The sequence below is a fragment of the Alteromonas ulvae genome, from assembly GCF_048987005.1.
In the GTDB taxonomy this organism is placed as follows: Bacteria; Pseudomonadota; Gammaproteobacteria; order Enterobacterales; family Alteromonadaceae; genus Alteromonas.
The window spans coordinates 1,612,938-1,630,159 of sequence record NZ_CP185261.1; the positions used below are offsets into that span (position 1 = coordinate 1,612,938).

Sequence of the window (17,222 nt, forward strand, 5' to 3'; positions counted from 1 at the left end):
TCTCTCCTCACTCAGCTCGGGAAAATGCTACGTTGTCGTAGAAAATGCCGCTGGGGTTGTAGTTGGTGGCTGAGTTTGAGAACCCAAACTGAAGTATTTGACCGTCTAAGCTGTCTTCAAGCGTCGCCTGCACAGTAAAGCGAGCCCATTCACTGTTGCTGACTTCGCTCAAGTTCACTCTAATATCAACGGAAGAGGCAAATCCATTGTTAGGGTCGAGTACGCGAATGTAGGCGTACGCTGTGGTGGGTGGGGCAATACCACCTTCAAAAGGAGCTTTAGCATCGAACGAAAACGAATACTCGCCGGCATCAGATGCAGAGAAGATACGCTCCTGAAAACTTGCAGCTTCGATTGTGAGCCCGTTGCCATGGTCGGCGTTATTGTAATCGCTGAACACATTCAGATACTGAGTACCCTGGCTCTCTGTGGCTTCGCCTGAGGCATAGCTGGTAAATCCGCCAGTGTTGTTTGGTGATGGGAATGGCCCATAGCTATAGGCAAAATTACCATCCGCCCCAAATACCGCAGCAAAACTTAACCAGTTATCACCAATCTCACCACCGTTTGGGTCGCCACTTTCAAAGTCGCTGGTGTAGTTTATCCCACCAACAGCCAAGTTGAAGCCTACGTTATCAACGACAATTGCCGATGGAGCAAAGCCAGTAGTACGGTTTGTAAAACCAAACTCTAACAACTGTCCAGCCATGGCCTCACCGTTAATATTGAAATCAACGCTGTAGGTTTGCCAATCTGAACTTGAAACTGTGGATAAATCGATTTCCACACGTGCTGTAGTAGCAAAACCGTTTGATGGATCTAAGGTTTGTACGTAAGCAGTTGCAACGGTGGGTTCGGCAATAGCACCTTCACTAGGGGCTCTTGCATCAAAGCTAAAGGTGTATATACCTGTATCGTCTGCACTTAACGTGACTTGCTGGAAAGTCGCTGCTTGTATAAGCAAACCATTACCATGGTCTTGGTTATTGTAGTCGTTAAAAATAACCAACTGTTGTGCGCCTTGTTCAGCGCCACCTTGATCAGTGGTGATATTGGCAAAGCTGTTGCTGTTCAATGGTGTTGCAAAGGGTTGTCCGTAGTTGTAAACAAACCCGCCGTTCGCATCAAAAACGGTGCCAAAGCTTTGCCAGTTTCCACCTAACGCTGCGCCGCTCCCGTCAACGCCTTCAAAGTCTGCAAAGAAACCTAAGGGCAACACTTCTACCTCTTCAATGTCGGTGGTCGGCTCCCAGCGCACGTTATCAATAGTAAATGTTGAAGTCGCATTAACATCGGTGGTGGCTAACACTAAACCCGCGCTTACATTGGCGGTATTGAGTCCACTATTAATAAGCTGGCTCAGTGGAATTTCAATTTCTTGCCATTCGCCATCACCAGGGCGACCTATATCTTGTGGGCCGCTTGTACAGGGGAATACACAGTCTATTTGCATTGTTATGGTGTTGGTGTCACTGCCAAAATCTGAAACAAATATATCAAATACCACAGCACCGCGGTTATAGCCTGAGAGGTTAACTGGCTCGGTAGCGATAAACCAAACGCCGCTCTCTCCATCACCATTGAAGGTAATCTCTATGACTTGGTCGCGAGCGGCATCATTGGCCGTTATCACTTCCCACTCTATTTTGTTCTCACCATCTGGATTATTGCCATCGGTGTAGGTGGCAAACCCTGAGCCACTGTCTCCTGCGCCAATGCCAAAGTCCCATAAAGGGTCGACGCTATCAATAAACACGTTTTGCGCCACAGTCGTGATACTGACAATGCCGCATGGCTTCGAGGAAGGCGCCCCACAGACTAAGTTAATGTTGTCGAACTGCATGCGAGCACCGCCACCCACGGGTTCGAGCACAATAAGGTTGAGAACCTGTTCAATATTAAGAGGGCCGCCACCAAAGGCGCCTATATTGCTTTGAATAACGTCGCTTAACGCAAGGGAGACCGACGTCCATTCGTCCTGTGGTAAGTCGCTCAAAGGTATCTGTGTAAAGCCAATATTTGGAAAGCCGCTGTCAACACCTACCTGCAGTAGGGTGGCCTCTGTAGACTCACTGTCTACAAAAACGTCAAAGGTGAGTTCGCCGCCAAAGAATTCATTATTATCCGCTCTACCCATGCCAAACAATTCAAAGGTATTGCCTTCTGGGTCATTAATTTGGATATTGCCGCCGCCAGACGTGACAACTTCAATGACGGTGCCTCTTTCTGCGTCTGCAGCCTCAACTTCGGATACGGTAAGTGCACCGTTATTGTCGAAAACGCCAATACCTAAAGGGCGCTCGCTATTACTATCAGGGAAGAGTACGCTAGGGCCGTTGTCGTATAAACTAAAGCTGTTTATTTCTACGTTCTGCGCAGGTGGGGTGCCATCGCCGCCTTGCGTAATGATGAAGGGGTCAACTTGGTCAATACTATTTTCGCACCCTAATCCATCGTTTACGGGGGGAAGCGGACACTGATAAACACGTACATAGTCCACGAGCATTTGCCCTGGAAATACATTGGTGTCGTTAGGATTTGGTGTGCCTGCTGGATTGCCACCAACGGCAAGGTTTAGAATAATGTGTTGATCTTCGTTAAAGGGAGCGTCTTCCTCTCCGGCTAGAAACCCTTCCATCTGGTTTTTGAAGTAATAATTCCAATACGTATCTCGACTGACTGTGAAGTAGTGAACGCCATCAACAAACCAGCGTATTCGTTGCGAATCCCACTCTACAGCGTAGTCATGAAACCCATCGGTGGGATCGATTTCAAAGGTTTTGGTAGCGCTTTCATTTAAAGGGAAGCTTTGACCGTAGTGGACAGTACCTGCTATGAAAGGCGTGGCTTGTCCAAAGGATTCCATAATGTCTATTTCGCCTTTTGCTGCCCATGCTCCATAGGGAGAAGGATCGCTTCCCAGCGTCCAGAATGCCGGCCATAGACCAAGGCCTTCAGGTACTTGAATACGTGCTTCAATTCGTCCGTAAGTAAAATCTAGAATTCCCTGAGTACGAAGACGACCTGAAGTAAATGCAAAATTAGCGTCTGGTGAGTCGCCTACGCGAGCTTCTATGACAAGCACACCGTCTTCAATAGTAATGTTGTCTGCAGTGTAGTATTGCTGCTCGTTATTACCCCATCCTGCTGGCAGCCCTTCAGAGGCCCCGTCTCCTATCTGAACTTCCCATTTACTTGTGTCAAGGGCATTGCCATCAAACTCGTCAGCCCAGATTAATTCATAATTGGCTGATGTGGGGGCCGGAGGGTTTTCTAAAGTACCTCCAATGGCCTCATCGTCGTTTTGACATCCGCTCAGTATTAATGTGCTGCTTACAATAAATGCAAGGCTAAACCAGGTTTTGTTAGTGTTCATGCGGCATTTCTCTTAAAGTGCGTAGTGTGTTTTCAATCTCGTGTGTTGGTGCAACTGTCAATGTGACAGCCACAGTGAAGGTGCGTTTTCCTTCACTGTGGCTTTCAATGAAGGTTAATGAAAACAACGACTAAGTGGTTTGTTCACCAACAGGTTGAAATTAAGCACACAGGCTCAATCAGACAACTGCGAATGCTGAAGAATAGAATTGCGTTTAAGTGTTAGCGCATCGGCAGAACACATTACGCCCTAATATTCAGCGAACATTAAGCGCTCGTACAAAGAGCAACGCTTTTCAGAATACTAACTATCGTGGTTTTCTGATTTTGATATTAGTTCACGGTGGTAATTGTGCAAACAATGCTTTATTACATTTTGTTTACATGTGTGGAAATGTAGACTTAAGTCTAAATTGCTGATTTTGCGTTAATTATAGAAAAGGCAAAACGCGGGTTTGAATATAACTAAGCCAGCTTAACAAGGCTCTTGAAAAGAATTAAATAAGAAAATGACCTAGATTTTAATAAAAAACGCGTTTAACTGTGGGCTGGAGAGGCCTAGATTAGGAGACGACTAGCTTGGGTATCAACAAACTAACATCGAATGTACTCATGAATACACTACTTACGATACTTATGTGTGACCATATAGCATGAACGCGTTATCGCTAGTGCTTAAATGCAGACAGAGCTTGAACCGAGAACCAAACACCAAGATTAAAGTATAAGCCTAAAGACTGAGACTAAAAACCAGGCTGTCTGCTTTCACTTTTCTTTTTAAACCGCCTTCTACATTACAGCGCTCAAGCTGCGAAATTGCATAATTGCTAGCATACATATCAGCAACCATTTCGTCATTCACGCAAAAAGGAGGACCAGGCAGTTTGCTTTGGTCATAGTCAAATGTAATCACTAATTGCGGGGCGTTATGCGTAATATCAATAAGGTGGTTAGCGTACTTACGGCGCAGTTCGTCGGGTAAAGCAACTAACGCTGCTCTATCATAAACACCGGTTACGTTGCCAATGTCATCACGACCTAGTGCAAAAATATCACCAACAAAAATGGTAAGGTTTGGTGCAGAAAATACTTTCCCCTTTGATGCTGAGGTGATCATAGGAGTAATGTCGAGATCGTTAAATAGCTGTGTCACAGCGACCTCGCTTAATTCTGCGCCGACAACTTGGCAGCCTTTGGACAGCAGCCAACCAATATCTTTAGTTTTTCCACATAAGGGTACAAAAATTCGCTTTAGTGAGGCTTTACTATCATGTGGGCCTAATAAAACATGGCTGTACTTCACCAACAAGGCATTACCTGTGGGTTCATGAAACCCAATTTCATTATTCTGCCATTTGCTGTGCCAAAAGCTATGTTCCATGGTAGTGCCTTTTAAGTAATACCCTTGAAAGTGAGAGCGCATAAATATATAGCGCTCATAAATAGTAGATTTAACATCCCGCTTTTGTTTTATCCGACTGCAGCGCGGTAAGCCGATTTGTATAAACTACTCGTCTAGCGGAGTATTGAAGTCTTCAGACAGCTCAAAGTCGCCTTCAACTTTTACTACTTTATTATCTTCAAACGTGATGATCATCTGACGCTGGAAGTCGTCGCCCCGGTCTTTCATGCCACGCTTCATATCGTAAACGTAATACCACGTGTCGTTATCAAAAGAGTCTTGAACAACAGGATTACCTAACACGTAGATAACTTGCTCTTTTGTCATATTAATACGCAGTTTTTCAACATCACGCTGATCTAGAAAATTGCCCTGCGGAACGTCAATTCTGAAAATCCAGTTAGAGCAAGCCGTGTTGGTAAATGTAATGCAAAGAATAACTATAAGGTGGTACAACTTCATGCGTATATAAGTCCAGTATTGCCTTTGTCAGTGCCTAAAGGTCTCCTCAAAGATAAACCTCAGCTGTTTAAATGCTAGCGCGAAGGCATGCTACATTGACAACTATGACCAATCAACTGCATTTTAGTTCGATGAAGCGCTTTTTAGCAGCTCTTTTGCGTTAGCAAGTGCCGTCTTGGTTACTTTGTCGCCAGCTAACAGTCGTGCGAGTTCGTCAATTCGGTCTTGTTTAGTCAGCGGTATCATCTGTGTTTCTGTACTTTCGCCATCAGTAAGCTTGGTAACAAAAAGCTGATTATGTGCTTGTGCCGCCACTTGAGGTAAGTGGGTGACACACATAACCTGAAACTGCGTTCCTAATTTTCTTAACAGTGCACCTACAATTGAAGCGGTTGGGCCGCTAATACCGGTGTCCACTTCGTCAAAAATCATAGTGGGGGTAGCATGACTATCGCTAGCAATAACCTGAATAGCTAAACCTATTCGAGAAAGCTCACCGCCTGATACCACTTTCTCTAATACGTCGGCATCTTGCCCAGGGTTCGTTGATACTTTAAAGGCAATCGTATCTAAACCACTCACCGCGGGCTTTCTCAGTTCGTCATACAGAATATCAATACACACTTTAGCGTGCGGCATATTCATTTGCTGAATTTGAGATTCAATGTCGTTTGCAAAACTTTGGGCTGCTTTCATTCGGCTTTCAGATAAACTGCTTGTTGCCACCAAATAATGTTGCCTTGCTGCTTCAACGTCGTGTTCGAGTGTACCGAGTAAGCTTTCCTGCTCACCAAGTGCAGCAAATTCTTGCGACAATAACTGGTGATGTTGAGCAAGTTCTTCAGGTGTTACGGCGTGTTTACGAGCCAGTTCCAACGCTTTTGAGTAGCGAGCTTCAACCTGCTGTAAACGCAGAGGGTCTATTTCCAGTTGATCGCAGTAACCACGCAGTTCGCTGGCTGCCTCTTCAACTTGAATTGATGCGTCGTTGAGAAGGGCAATGATAGGCGTTAGGCTCGCATCGTGTGCTTCTAATTCACCAAGCTTCTCAATACTGCTTTGAATAACGGCCAGCGCATTCCCTTCATCATTTTCATAAAGGTTATACACACTGGTTTGGGCTTGTTCTAATAAACTCTGACCGTTGCTTAAGCGCTTGTGCTCAATTTCAAGTTCTTCAAATTCGCCATTCTCAATGGCAAACTCGTCGAGCTCTTGCACTTGATAGGTAAGTAACTGCAGACGATCTTCTCTTTGTTGAGCCTTCGAACGCAGCTCACTGAGCGTTTTTTGTTTGTCTCTCCACGAGCCATAAGCGTCTTTAACATCATTCAATAAATGAGAATGGTCTGCGTAACTATCAATAAGTTGGCGCTGATAATCTTCTTTTAATAGCTGTAAATGGGTGTTTTGACCATGAATGGAAAGCAGTGTTTGGCCGAGACCTTTTAGTTGCTGTAAAGATACTGGAGTGCCGTTGATGAAGGCTTTTGAGCGACCTTCTTTCGATATTACCCGGCGAATAAAGCAGCTGGTTTCGTCTTCATCAGAGGTCAATTCATGTTCGTCGAGAAATGCTTTTGCACTTGCATTATCAGCAAGTGCGAAGTGCGCCACTATTTCGGCTTTCGCTGAACCTTTTCTTACCGCATTTGCATCGGCCCTTTCACCAAGGCATAAGCTTAATGCATCAATGGCAATTGATTTACCTGCCCCTGTCTCACCTGTAACGGCAGTGAGGCCATTTTCAAAATGAACAGAAAGTTGCCTTACAACGGCAAAATTTGATATCGAAAGATTCGCTAACATAACCACACTCTGATAAAGTTGAACATGATAATATATAGTACATGTAAATATATACAGTATTTATAAAATGTAAAGTATAGTCGAACGACAATCTGTCGATTTGCGAAGTATTGTTTGCTGAACATTTTTATCTGAACCACTATTTTTGGGCTCTATGCAGACCTTGCGGTATGTTTATGAACGGCTTGTCTGTTGCGCTTTATTTAAATTCGCCTGTTGTTCATACAGGTAAACCACAACACTATGTGCAATCGCTGCAACCTAAGCCTACAACTGAGACCTATAGGTTCGCTTTAGGGTTTGGTCCATATTCATTATCTTCATGGCTGTCTTGGGCAAAAAAAACAATTAATACAATTGAGCCAATAAGCGGGATTAGATTGAGTAACTGCCACCAACCTGAGCGGCCAGTGTCATGTAAACGCCTTGCACCTGCACTTAGCAAGGGAATTAATAGCCCAAGGGCGTAAATCATCGTTATAAATTCAGTGCCAAGGAAGTATCCAACGGCTGAACACACAATGTAAAAAATAATGTAGAACAGATAAAACATCCAGTATTCTGTGCGCCGCGCACGGCCTGTAAAATCAGCGTAGTGTTTAAGCGCTTTTGTAAAATAGTCCATTCAATGGAACTCCTATTTTTTTAATGATGTCTGGTTTCAGCAATCGGTGCTGAATTACATCAGACTAGCAGCATATCTCCATGTCAGTATTGTCTTTAATTTTTGTTTTTTGCACCATGTTTTTGGCTTCGACTAATATTTGCATGCGGACTGGTATAACTTCGTTTTTTATAGACAAAGCACACACTTTTCACTGTTCGCAAGACCTCTGCTTCAAAATTTAGCCTACAACTTTTTGTGCAAGTGTTCACTATAAAACTAATGGTAATTCCACCTGATGTAATGACTTGCATTACGTTAAAGATAGGTACAAGTGAGAAAAAAAGGAAGGCCACGTTGGCCTTCCTTTATCTTCCTATCGGTGCTATTAACCGATGGAACTATTGGGCTAATTCGCCGCTACCCGATTCTAAATGCGCTCTTACGAACCATTGGAACTGCTCTAAATCAGCGAGTTGACCTGTGATCATATCTTCCGATACGGGATCTAGGTCGCCTAGACCCTCTATCGCTTTGCGGTGATCGCCATTTACGCCGTCATACACTGCATCTAGCGCTTTTAAATGGTCGGTCACTAAGCCTTTGCCTAACTCATAATCATGCCACGAACGGCCCTCTACAATCGCTTTTGGTGTGCCTTTCGGTACGCCACCTAGTGTGGCAATTCGTTCTGCAATGGTATCAGTCATTTCGCGCACCGCATCAACTTGTGGGTCTAGCATTTCGTGTACACCAATGAAGTTTGGACCTACTACATTCCAGTGAATGTGCTTCAAGGTAAGCTGCAGATCAAGTAGCGCCACCAAACGTTGCTCTAACGTTTTGATAGTGCTTGCTGCAGTGTCGTTATCCATACCTGGTGCAGTGAATTTAATTTCGTTGTTACTCATAATAATAAACTCCTTATTATCGCTTCGGTAAATAGGTGTTGATAATACTTATCGAATCTCTCGACCTTCAAAGGCTAAGCTGAAACAACATAGATTATCGAACCAGTTGCATATGGTGTTGCAACCGGTATGCCGACTTGTACCAAAATTATAAGTAACTAATTTAATTGAATAAATTTGCAAAGGTTAATTTTTCTTTATTTTTCAATGTGATAGGTTTATTGAAAAGATGCGAAAAAGATGCTCGAAAAATGATTAGCCGTGTAAAAAATTCAGTGTTCTCTCTATAACAGGGCGAACATTAGGTAGAAAAGCCGGTTAACTTGCCACAAAGTTCGCGATGCTCGAGAAATTCGAAAAATTTGTGACGACAGGGTAAATAAAGCCATAGGTGCTCCATCTATATGTATGGCGGCCACACGTATGACAGAAGGCGAGTGCCCTACATTAGTAGAGCTTACTGCCCCAGCCCAGCTTTTTACGGAGTACGTTGAAGTAGCTGTAGCCCTTAGGGTGTACTAAGTGAAGTTTATCGATACTTTTGTTTATGCGAATTTCATCGCCAGGTAAAACCGGTAATACGATGTGGCTGTCGCAACTTACTTGTAATGAGTCACTATTCACTTTTGACACTTTCATCGATACCTGACTGTCGGCATCTACCACAATAGGTCTGCTGCTCAGGGTATGCGGGAACATGGGTACTAAGGTAAGCGCATCTAGTTTTGGCATAATGATAGGTCCGCCTGCAGAGAGAGAATAGGCGGTTGAGCCTGTTGGCGTCGATACAATTAAACCGTCACTGCGCTGACTAAACACAAACTGATCGTCAATATAAATTTCGAACTCCATCATGTGAGCCACTTTGCCATGATGCAGCACGACTTCATTAACGGCCGAGCTATTACTTTTTAACTTCTCGTGTCGATAAACGCCCACTTCCAGTAAAAAACGTTCTTCAACGAAACACTCCCCGTTAAAGATGTAGTCAAGTTGCTGAATGATATCGTCAGGATGAATGTCGGTGAGAAAACCTAGGTTACCTCTATTCACACCCACAACATGGATATCGAAACGGGCAAGCACGCGAGCGGCGCCAAGCATGCTGCCATCTCCACCAACGACAACAGCTAGATCAGCTTCTTTACCGATAGCGACTAGGTCGCAGCTTCTAATCTTGTCGGTTTCTAGCTCTTTAGTGATACTTTCCTCAACCAATAGCTCGCATCCTTTTGCGAGTAAATAATCGGCAAGTAAATTTAAGCTGTCGTGAGTGGCCTCGTGCTGAGGTTTTCCAATTAAAGCAACGGTTTGGTAGGGCATGGAACGCTAATGTCCTCTCATTTCCAATGGTTTGGACATTAGCACAAGTGTTTTGTAAAAGGGAAGGTTTACCTTGCGGTCCAGCCGCCATCTAGGGTTATTGCTTGGCCCGTAATGTTTTTGGCGCTGTTTGTCATTAAAAATGTAGCCGTATCGGCTAACTCTTGAACTTCAATAAACTGCTTCTTTGGCATAGGTTCAAGCATGATTTTTCTTACTACCTCATCCTCTGTCATGCTGTTTTCCTTGGCTTGAGCCGCTATTTGTTGTTCAACTAAAGGGGTTTTTACATAGGCGGGGCACAAGGTGTTAATAGTAATATCATAGTCACCAGTCTCTAATGCTACGGTTTTAGCAAGTCCTAGCAAGCCATGCTTCGCAGCCACATAGGCCGACTTAAACGGCGAGGCGACAAGAGAGTGAATAGATCCAACGTTAATAATACGCCCAAAGTTTTGAGCTTTCATGGCTGGCAAAAGCGCTTGCGTGGTTAGCGCAGGGCCAACCAACATAATATTAATTAGCTGCTGCCATTTTTCAGCAGGAAAGTCTTCAAGGTTGGAAACGTGTTGGATGCCTGCGTTATTAATTAATACGTCGACGGTCAGCTTACCGAGCACTTCAGGCAGGGCAGCAATTTGTGCTGCGTCACACACATCGACCGCTACAGCGCTAGCGCTGCCATCATTTATACTGCTAGCATTACTGGCTAGCGCAGCTGCAGCCTCTTGCGCTGCACTTTCGTTGATATCTGCCACAATGACGTGGTGACCTTGTTTAACCAACGATTCAGCTATACCCAAACCAATACCACTAGCTCCCCCAGTGATAAATACCGTTCGCTTATTCATTGAAACCTTCCTGTTTCATAGGCTCTATCTGCTGCTGAGCGCTAGTGTGCTGTTTCGAAGGAAGTGCAGTTTGAGGCACTTCTTGAGATGTGTTTTTTGATCTGGGCGAGGATAACGTATTAAGAGAAAGTAAAAGCGCATTTATCGCCTTTATCTGATCGCCATCTCTGTTCGCGTAGTCCTTTGAAGCATATCCCCACCAGTCCCAGCAACCTTGAGGGTTAAGCGGCATGAAGAGAGATTTTTTTGTTTGCGGATACAGCACAATCATATTGTTGTCATCGGCCCAGTCATTCAGCCCTGTTTGCGAGGTATAGGCATCGTCCACGGCTTCAGCGTATTGGTTACACCCGTGAAAACTGATGTGTGCCCGGCAGCTTTCCCCGCTTGCACAGCTTTGCGGTACGTAAACAAAGCCTTCACTGGCCAGAGTTTTGGCATTGCTACCCGCAATATCCTGTTGGTTAATAGCATGCAGTGAACCTGACAACTCATCGTCAGGTGCCGTTAACCCATCTACGAGATGATTAAGCATGTCGCCAGCGGCGTCATAATCACAGTTACCAATAAAGGGGCTTTCTGATGTCGTACAGTCGGTTCCGTTCGTTTTCGTTGGAAACAGGTGGGCGATAGACATGTCGTTAACGTATTTTATGTTTTGAGTGTCTGTCCACATTGTGTATTGCTCGAATAAGGCATCGCTAACTTCACTGGCAATTCGCACGTCACGCGTGCCATGAAATAACCATACCCTGGCATCTTTCATATTGTCTAAGTCAGCAAGCTTTCCCGCCTTTGCATACTGTGCCGCTTGCTCATTTAAAACCTGTAAATTTGGTTGCGTGTCGGTCTTGTTGACGCACTGGGCAAGTGCCGTTGAAATATCGCCCTTGGCACAAAAGTACGGGCCAGCTGCCAATACCCCTACACCCTTAACCCAATCGCTGTGAGCCAGTTGAAACTGCGTGGCCATGTATCCACCAGAAGACAACCCCGATACGGTGACGTCAGATAAATCGAGAGATAGCTCCGGTATGCCTTCTGCTTTTGTTTGCGCGTGCAAGGCAATGGAAAAGCAAAGACTACTTGCCAGGGCTGCTTTGATAATAGTGTTAATAGTCATCATAAAAATCCTTTACTCATTTTCCAAAAACTGACGAATAGCGTTTGCCTGTTTTGATATGTTTGCCACGCCCTCTAGGTGTCCGAGTGACCCTTGAAGTTCGGTGTAATCGCTGCTTGTCCCTCGTTGATCAAGTTTTTGATGTGCATCTTTGGCTAAATAGGGCATCAGTAATAAATCAGAATCGGCGGGCAGAAACAGCGTCTTCGCTTTAATGTTGTCTAGTCCCACATCTAAATTGTCTTTATGTCCTGCGACAAAAAGCTGACACGCTCTTACTAGATACAGCAAATGATTGGCATCCATCTTTTTACCACGGCCGGCCGCCCGCGCCCTTAACCATTTTGTGATAGAATGTTGTTCGTTAATACTAGACAGGGGAGCTTGCTCTAGGTTTTGAAAGCCTAGCATATTACCTTGATCGTTAAAAAACTCAGGGGTTAGGGCATTTTGCGTTATCAGCATCAGCGATGCGGTAAGTCCGTCCGTTGGCGCTTCCTCCCGCGAGTAATTACCCTTGTTCCATTTTGTATCGAGTCTGATTGGCGTCGCCCAATGCTCAAGAGCCGTTGTCGTCCACGCATCGCTTTCCCCTGCGCCTATTACCGACAGCATTCTAGGAACCCAGCTTGGATAAGCACTGGCCCAATCTATGGCCTGCATAGCGCCCATTGACGGGCCAACCACCGCATGCAGTTTATTGATGCCTAAGCTTTCTAATAAGGCTTTTTGCACGTTAACGAAGTCGCGAATAGTCACCACCGGAAACTCTAATCCGTACGGTTTTCCAGTGGACGGGTTAATGGTGGCGGGCCCAGTGGTGACCACCTTTTCATCATAAGCGTTTAAATTCACCAAAGTGTCTGCGCTTATAACGAAAAAGCGACTGGTATCAATGGCTTTGCCAGGGCCAATTATACTGTCCCAGTACCCTGCATTTTCATCTAGAGCACTGTATTTACCCGCTGCATGAGACGTACCAGAAAAATAATGGGTAATTAAAATCACATTGTCTTTTTGTGCATTAAGCTTACCGTAAGCTTCCCAACCTACTTTTACATCTTTGATAGTTTTGCCACCAAAGGTAGTGAAACTGTCCATGTGAAAAGTGTGCTTATTCACCAACAGGGTATGTTGATATTGCTCATCGATATTCACATTGTCGTTGGCGTGCACGGCAGTAGTTGCCAGTGCAAACTGTAAAAGCAGCGCTCCTACTACTCTTATTGCTTGCCCACTTGTTAGCTTTGCTGTCAGTGCAACTTGCACTCTGTTGGCTTGTCTGCCGCCGAAAAATAAGTATGCTTTAGTGCGGTGAAGACGTAAAATTTGCTTGTCACTACACCTATTCGTTGGCACTAGAATATCGTAAAAACACTGAATCATAGTAAAACCCTTACCTCTTTTACAATATGCTAAACAGGCCAATAGCCAGTGCCAAGCCCATTATCGGTACAACGACAGTCAGTGCTCCCACTGCCCAGTAGGCTGCTTGGTGCGTTTCGTGGCAAATTGCTCGAATAGTGGTTACTACGTAACCGTTATGTGGCAAGGAGTCTAGCGCACCCGATGAAATAGACACAATCCTGTGCAGTTGCTCTGGCTCTACGCCCTGGTCCATATAATGTGGACCCACCAAGGGAAGGGCGATGGCTTGACCGCCCGAGGCGCTGCCTGTTAAGCCGGCTATCACGCTTACTGCGATAGCTGCACCAATGAGCTCATTGCCAGGTATTTGGGTCATTAGGGCCACCGTTTGCTGAAATGCGTCGGTATTTTTTGCTATCGAGCCAAACCCCACAACCGCAGCGGTGTTGCCTATGGCGATAAGGGCCCCAGTGGTGCCGGCATTGATGGCAACAGGCAAACTTTGAAAGTACTTAAAGTTTATGGCTAGTAAGCACAATACGCCGCCGCCCAAGGCTAGAATTAACGCTAACTGAGCCAGTTCTTCGTGAAATAAAAACGAAATGGCAAGCACAACAAGCAGGGGCACAATTCCGGTAAATGGATGTGGTAGATCCCTTTCCTGAATTTCAGGGTCGCTTTCCCTTGCCTCAAAAACTTCACCCTGATTAACTGCTTTTCGAATCATTTTAGCAAGCCACCAATATCCGAATATCGCCATTAAAACAGCGACAATTAAACTGACTTCCCAAGCAGCAAAAGGCGATGTACCCAAGTATTTAATTGGGATCCAGTTTTGAATCTCTGGTGAGCCCGCCGACGTCATCGTAAACGTTACCGAGCCAAAGGCCATGGCGGCAGGAATGAATCGTCTAGGCAAATTGGCATCTTTAAATAAGCTTACCGCCATGGGGTAGACTGAAAATGCTACCACAAATACGCTCACGCCGCCGTAGGTAAGTATGGCGCAGGCCATGACTACCGCCAAGACAGCTTGCTTATAGCCAATTTTAGCGATTATCCATTGAGATACCGAGTCTGCCGCGCCAGTGTCTTCCATAAATTTGCCAAATAACGCCCCCAGCAAAAACATGAAAAACCACGACGCAATAAACCCTGAGAAACCGCTCATATAGATTTCTACAAAGTTTACATCGCCGGTAAATACCGCAATGTTATTGGTTAGTGCCACAATAAGCGCACACAGGGGGGCAGCGATAAACAGGTTCATTCCACGTATTGTTAACACAATAAGTAGCAAAAGCCCGCCTACCAAGCCAATCATACTTAACATAGTTGTTTTCCTTTAAAAATCTGTGACCGCAGATATTCCAAAGCAGTTAAGTCGATTATAGATCTACTAACCGACTTGCTTTCGCGCAAGCTTATTGTCAATAAATCTAACGTATTCAAATTACACGTAAAGTTTGACGTTACTTTTGCAAAAATCCCATAGTACGATGGTACTACATACTGTTAACAATTAATTAACTACAGTGATTAGTGACCGTAGCAAATCATCCAGCAGTGAATAACACCTAGAACAAAAAAGGACTCACTATGTCACCTACAACACACACGAAGCGTCACGGCCGCACGCCAATTAGTCATCACAACGTTTCTCATCACAAAGTGTCTTGTCACAAAGTTGCTCGCCACAGTTTGTGCGCCATTGCTGTAGCCGCAGGTTTATGTGCATCTCCTGCTTGGGCACAACAGGCTAATAGCCAAACAGCCAACACAGAACAAGCAGAAAATGAAAAAGGTAAGCTAGAACGTATTGAAGTGACCGCACGGCGAACTATTGAATCACTGCAAGAAACGCCCGTTGCCATAACGTCGGTAGGCGCAATAGAGCTAGGTGAAAAAGGCATTAGCGTGCTTACTGAATTACAACAATTCTCGCCAAACACCACCTTGCAAACCAGTCGCGGAACTAACAACACATTAACCGCCTTCATTCGTGGTTTAGGTCAACAAGATCCTTTATGGGGCTATGAACCTGGTGTGGGTATTTATGTCGACGATGTCTACATTGCGCGCCCACAGGGCGCAGTACTCGATTTATTAAATGTTCAGCGCATCGAGGTATTGCGTGGGCCCCAAGGTACGCTGTATGGCAAAAATACTATTGGTGGTGCAGTTAAGTATGTCACCAAGGAAATGACGGGTGATGCCCAAATGAACGCAGAGGCTACAGTAGGCAGCTATAATCAGCGTGACATCAGATTGATTGGTCAAGTGCCCCTTGTTGAGGACACGGTTTACTTGGGCGTAGGCTACGCTAACTTAAATCGCGATGGTTTTGGAGAGTACTTATTAAGTGCACTACCAAACCAAGACAAAGAAAACTATAACAAAGATTTATGGGCAGCAAGAGTCTCACTGGAGGTGCATGCTAGCGATGATTTGTTCTTCCGTTTTGGTTGGGATAAAACAGAAGATACGTCAAATGCTCGCGGCGGTTATCGATTGATACCGAGCTTATTGACCGATGCGCCTGTTCCCGACTCTAAATTTGACTCTTATACGAGCTTGCCAACATCAAACAGAGTTGAACTTGAAGGCTACAGCTGGCTTGCTCGCTACAACGTCAATGATAAATTAGAGCTTAAATACATAGGCTCTCATCGTGAAAGCTATTCTCCGACGAACATCGACTTTGATAATACGCCTTTGCCTATTTTCGATGTGCCGGCAGAGTATGACGACAGTAATACCACTCATGAATTACAGGCGAATTATTTTGGCGATAATTTTGATGTCGTGTCAGGGCTCTATTTTTACGATGGTGATAGCTGTGGTAATTTCAATGCCATTTTAGGTGTGCTAGGGCAGTCATTGGGTGCACCCGGGCTTACTCGAGAAGTTACCGGCTGTAACAACTCAGAAAGTTATGCCGCCTATGCACAACTTAATTACAATATAACCGATCAACTCTCTCTTTCTCTTGGTGCCCGTTACACCGACGAGGAAAAATCTGCGTTTGTTAACAACGGCCTTATTTTGGATACCGTATATCCTTCCACTGGCTGGATTGAGGGTTATGTTCGTCCTGAAGGTCAGCTAGTGCCTCAAGTTCTCGGCACCGATACAGACGGAGATGGTGTTTTAGACGCCCCGGCAGTGCAAAGTTGGTCACGATTTACGCCTCGTGTAGGAGTAGAGTATCAATTTGACCCTAGCATGATGTTTTTCGCTAGCTATTCTCAAGGTTTCAAGTCAGGCACCTTTAATCCTCGTGCGCAGACAAACGAGCCTGGGGTAAGGCCTGAAGTTGTTGATAGCTTCGAGTTGGGCATGAAAAGTGACTTAAGCGATACCTTGCGATTGAACGTAACGCTCTTTTCTTACGACCATAGCGACAGACAGTATATTGGTGTAGAGGGCGATTTATCTGACCCCACTGCACTTGACCAACGCTTGAGAAATGCCGCAGAGACAGCCGCAACCGGTGCTGAGTTAGAGATGACTTGGATTGCCACAGAAAACCTTCAGTTTGATGTTGCATATGGTTATATCGACTTTGAAATTAAAGAAAATAATGCGATTCCACCGCTTATTGGTTCAGCAAGTACGCCAGAAAACACCTTCAATATAAATGCTAATTATCTCTTAGAAACCAGCTTTGGCGATATCACGTTTAACGCAAACTACTACTACAGGGATGACTATTTGCTTTTCGAAGCGAGTGATCTTATTCAACAAGATGCGTACGGCATGGTTAACCTAAGCGCTCGTTGGGAAAGCATAGACGGCGACTGGTACGCAGGTCTTCACGTAAAGAATCTCACCGACGAAGAGTACCTTACTGGCGGCTATGATTTTGTTACCCGCGACGGAGACAGCTTTGGACCCGGGCTTGGCGGCGATACAACGCTAATTGGTTATTACGGCGACCCCAGAACGGTTCATCTCACTCTTGGCTATCGTTTTTAATAGAACATAAACTGCA

General features: G+C 44.9%; 12 protein-coding genes. 1 reads left to right on the top strand and 11 read right to left on the bottom strand.

Features of this window, described 5'->3' with window-relative positions; genetic code table 11:
• Window positions 1–7 precede the first annotated feature (7 nt).
• From ACOJR9_RS07065 to ACOJR9_RS07115, 11 genes are all read right to left on the bottom strand, one after another.
• Entirely contained in the window at window positions 8–3,376 is a 3,369-nt protein-coding gene (locus ACOJR9_RS07065) for a family 16 glycosylhydrolase (protein ID WP_420935601.1), read from the bottom strand.
• Between the two features lie 729 nt (window positions 3,377–4,105).
• Window positions 4,106–4,756: a thiopurine S-methyltransferase gene (tmpT, locus tag ACOJR9_RS07070; RefSeq protein ID WP_420935602.1), complete on the bottom strand. Its 651-nt coding sequence runs from the start codon at window positions 4,754–4,756 to the stop codon at window positions 4,106–4,108.
• Between the two features lie 126 nt (window positions 4,757–4,882).
• A complete protein-coding gene (locus ACOJR9_RS07075; protein WP_420935603.1) occupies window positions 4,883–5,239 on the bottom strand; it encodes an outer membrane protein assembly factor BamE in 357 nt (118 codons plus the stop codon).
• Window positions 5,240–5,362: 123 nt separating this feature from the next.
• Window positions 5,363–7,048 carry a DNA repair protein RecN gene (gene recN / locus ACOJR9_RS07080; protein WP_420935604.1) on the bottom strand — a complete coding sequence of 562 codons (1,686 nt, stop codon included), beginning with the start codon at window positions 7,046–7,048 and terminating at the stop codon, window positions 5,363–5,365.
• A 280-nt stretch (window positions 7,049–7,328) separates the two neighbouring features.
• Window positions 7,329–7,673 carry a DUF805 domain-containing protein gene (locus ACOJR9_RS07085; RefSeq protein WP_420935605.1) on the bottom strand — a complete coding sequence of 115 codons (345 nt, stop codon included), beginning with the start codon at window positions 7,671–7,673 and terminating at the stop codon, window positions 7,329–7,331.
• A 380-nt stretch (window positions 7,674–8,053) separates the two neighbouring features.
• Window positions 8,054–8,563: a DNA starvation/stationary phase protection protein Dps gene (dps, locus tag ACOJR9_RS07090; protein WP_420935606.1), complete on the bottom strand. Its 510-nt coding sequence runs from the start codon at window positions 8,561–8,563 to the stop codon at window positions 8,054–8,056.
• Window positions 8,564–9,010: 447 nt separating this feature from the next.
• Window positions 9,011–9,886, bottom strand: coding sequence for an NAD(+) kinase (gene nadK, locus ACOJR9_RS07095; RefSeq protein ID WP_420935607.1), 876 nt, complete (start codon window positions 9,884–9,886; stop codon window positions 9,011–9,013).
• Window positions 9,887–9,954: 68 nt separating this feature from the next.
• A complete protein-coding gene (locus ACOJR9_RS07100) occupies window positions 9,955–10,737 on the bottom strand; it encodes a 3-hydroxybutyrate dehydrogenase (protein WP_420935608.1) in 783 nt (260 codons plus the stop codon).
• Window positions 10,730–11,863, bottom strand: coding sequence for a polyhydroxybutyrate depolymerase (locus ACOJR9_RS07105; protein WP_420935609.1), 1,134 nt, complete (start codon window positions 11,861–11,863; stop codon window positions 10,730–10,732). The genes ACOJR9_RS07100 and ACOJR9_RS07105 overlap by 8 nt, the downstream gene beginning before the upstream one ends.
• 9 nt (window positions 11,864–11,872) lie before the next feature.
• Window positions 11,873–13,246, bottom strand: a complete 1,374-nt coding sequence (locus tag ACOJR9_RS07110) for an E22 family MetX-like putative esterase (RefSeq protein WP_420935610.1) — start codon at window positions 13,244–13,246, stop codon at window positions 11,873–11,875.
• Between the two features lie 19 nt (window positions 13,247–13,265).
• Window positions 13,266–14,561 (bottom strand): GntP family permease, encoded by a 1,296-nt coding sequence (locus ACOJR9_RS07115; RefSeq protein ID WP_420935611.1) that lies wholly within the window; start codon window positions 14,559–14,561, stop codon window positions 13,266–13,268.
• A 266-nt stretch (window positions 14,562–14,827) separates the two neighbouring features.
• On the opposite strand from ACOJR9_RS07115, the gene ACOJR9_RS07120 reads away from it, so the two are divergent.
• Window positions 14,828–17,206 (top strand): TonB-dependent receptor, encoded by a 2,379-nt coding sequence (locus tag ACOJR9_RS07120; protein ID WP_420935612.1) that lies wholly within the window; start codon window positions 14,828–14,830, stop codon window positions 17,204–17,206.
• Window positions 17,207–17,222 lie beyond the last annotated feature (16 nt).

Bases quoted from the DNA above. Each gene is read 5' to 3' on its own strand.
- ACOJR9_RS07065 (WP_420935601.1), bottom strand. From the start codon at position 3,376: ATGAACACTAACAAAACCTGGTTTAGCCTTGCATTTATTGTAAGCAGC.
- ACOJR9_RS07100 (WP_420935608.1), bottom strand. From the start codon at position 10,737: ATGAATAAGCGAACGGTATTTATCACTGGGGGAGCTAGTGGTATTGGT.
- ACOJR9_RS07075 (WP_420935603.1), bottom strand. From the start codon at position 5,239: ATGAAGTTGTACCACCTTATAGTTATTCTTTGCATTACATTTACCAAC.
- dps (WP_420935606.1), bottom strand. From the start codon at position 8,563: ATGAGTAACAACGAAATTAAATTCACTGCACCAGGTATGGATAACGAC.
- recN (WP_420935604.1), bottom strand. From the start codon at position 7,048: ATGTTAGCGAATCTTTCGATATCAAATTTTGCCGTTGTAAGGCAACTT.
- ACOJR9_RS07105 (WP_420935609.1), bottom strand. From the start codon at position 11,863: ATGATGACTATTAACACTATTATCAAAGCAGCCCTGGCAAGTAGTCTT.
- tmpT (WP_420935602.1), bottom strand. From the start codon at position 4,756: ATGGAACATAGCTTTTGGCACAGCAAATGGCAGAATAATGAAATTGGG.
- ACOJR9_RS07115 (WP_420935611.1), bottom strand. From the start codon at position 14,561: ATGTTAAGTATGATTGGCTTGGTAGGCGGGCTTTTGCTACTTATTGTG.
- ACOJR9_RS07120 (WP_420935612.1), top strand. From the start codon at position 14,828: ATGTCACCTACAACACACACGAAGCGTCACGGCCGCACGCCAATTAGT.
- ACOJR9_RS07085 (WP_420935605.1), bottom strand. From the start codon at position 7,673: ATGGACTATTTTACAAAAGCGCTTAAACACTACGCTGATTTTACAGGC.
- ACOJR9_RS07110 (WP_420935610.1), bottom strand. From the start codon at position 13,246: ATGATTCAGTGTTTTTACGATATTCTAGTGCCAACGAATAGGTGTAGT.
- nadK (WP_420935607.1), bottom strand. From the start codon at position 9,886: ATGCCCTACCAAACCGTTGCTTTAATTGGAAAACCTCAGCACGAGGCC.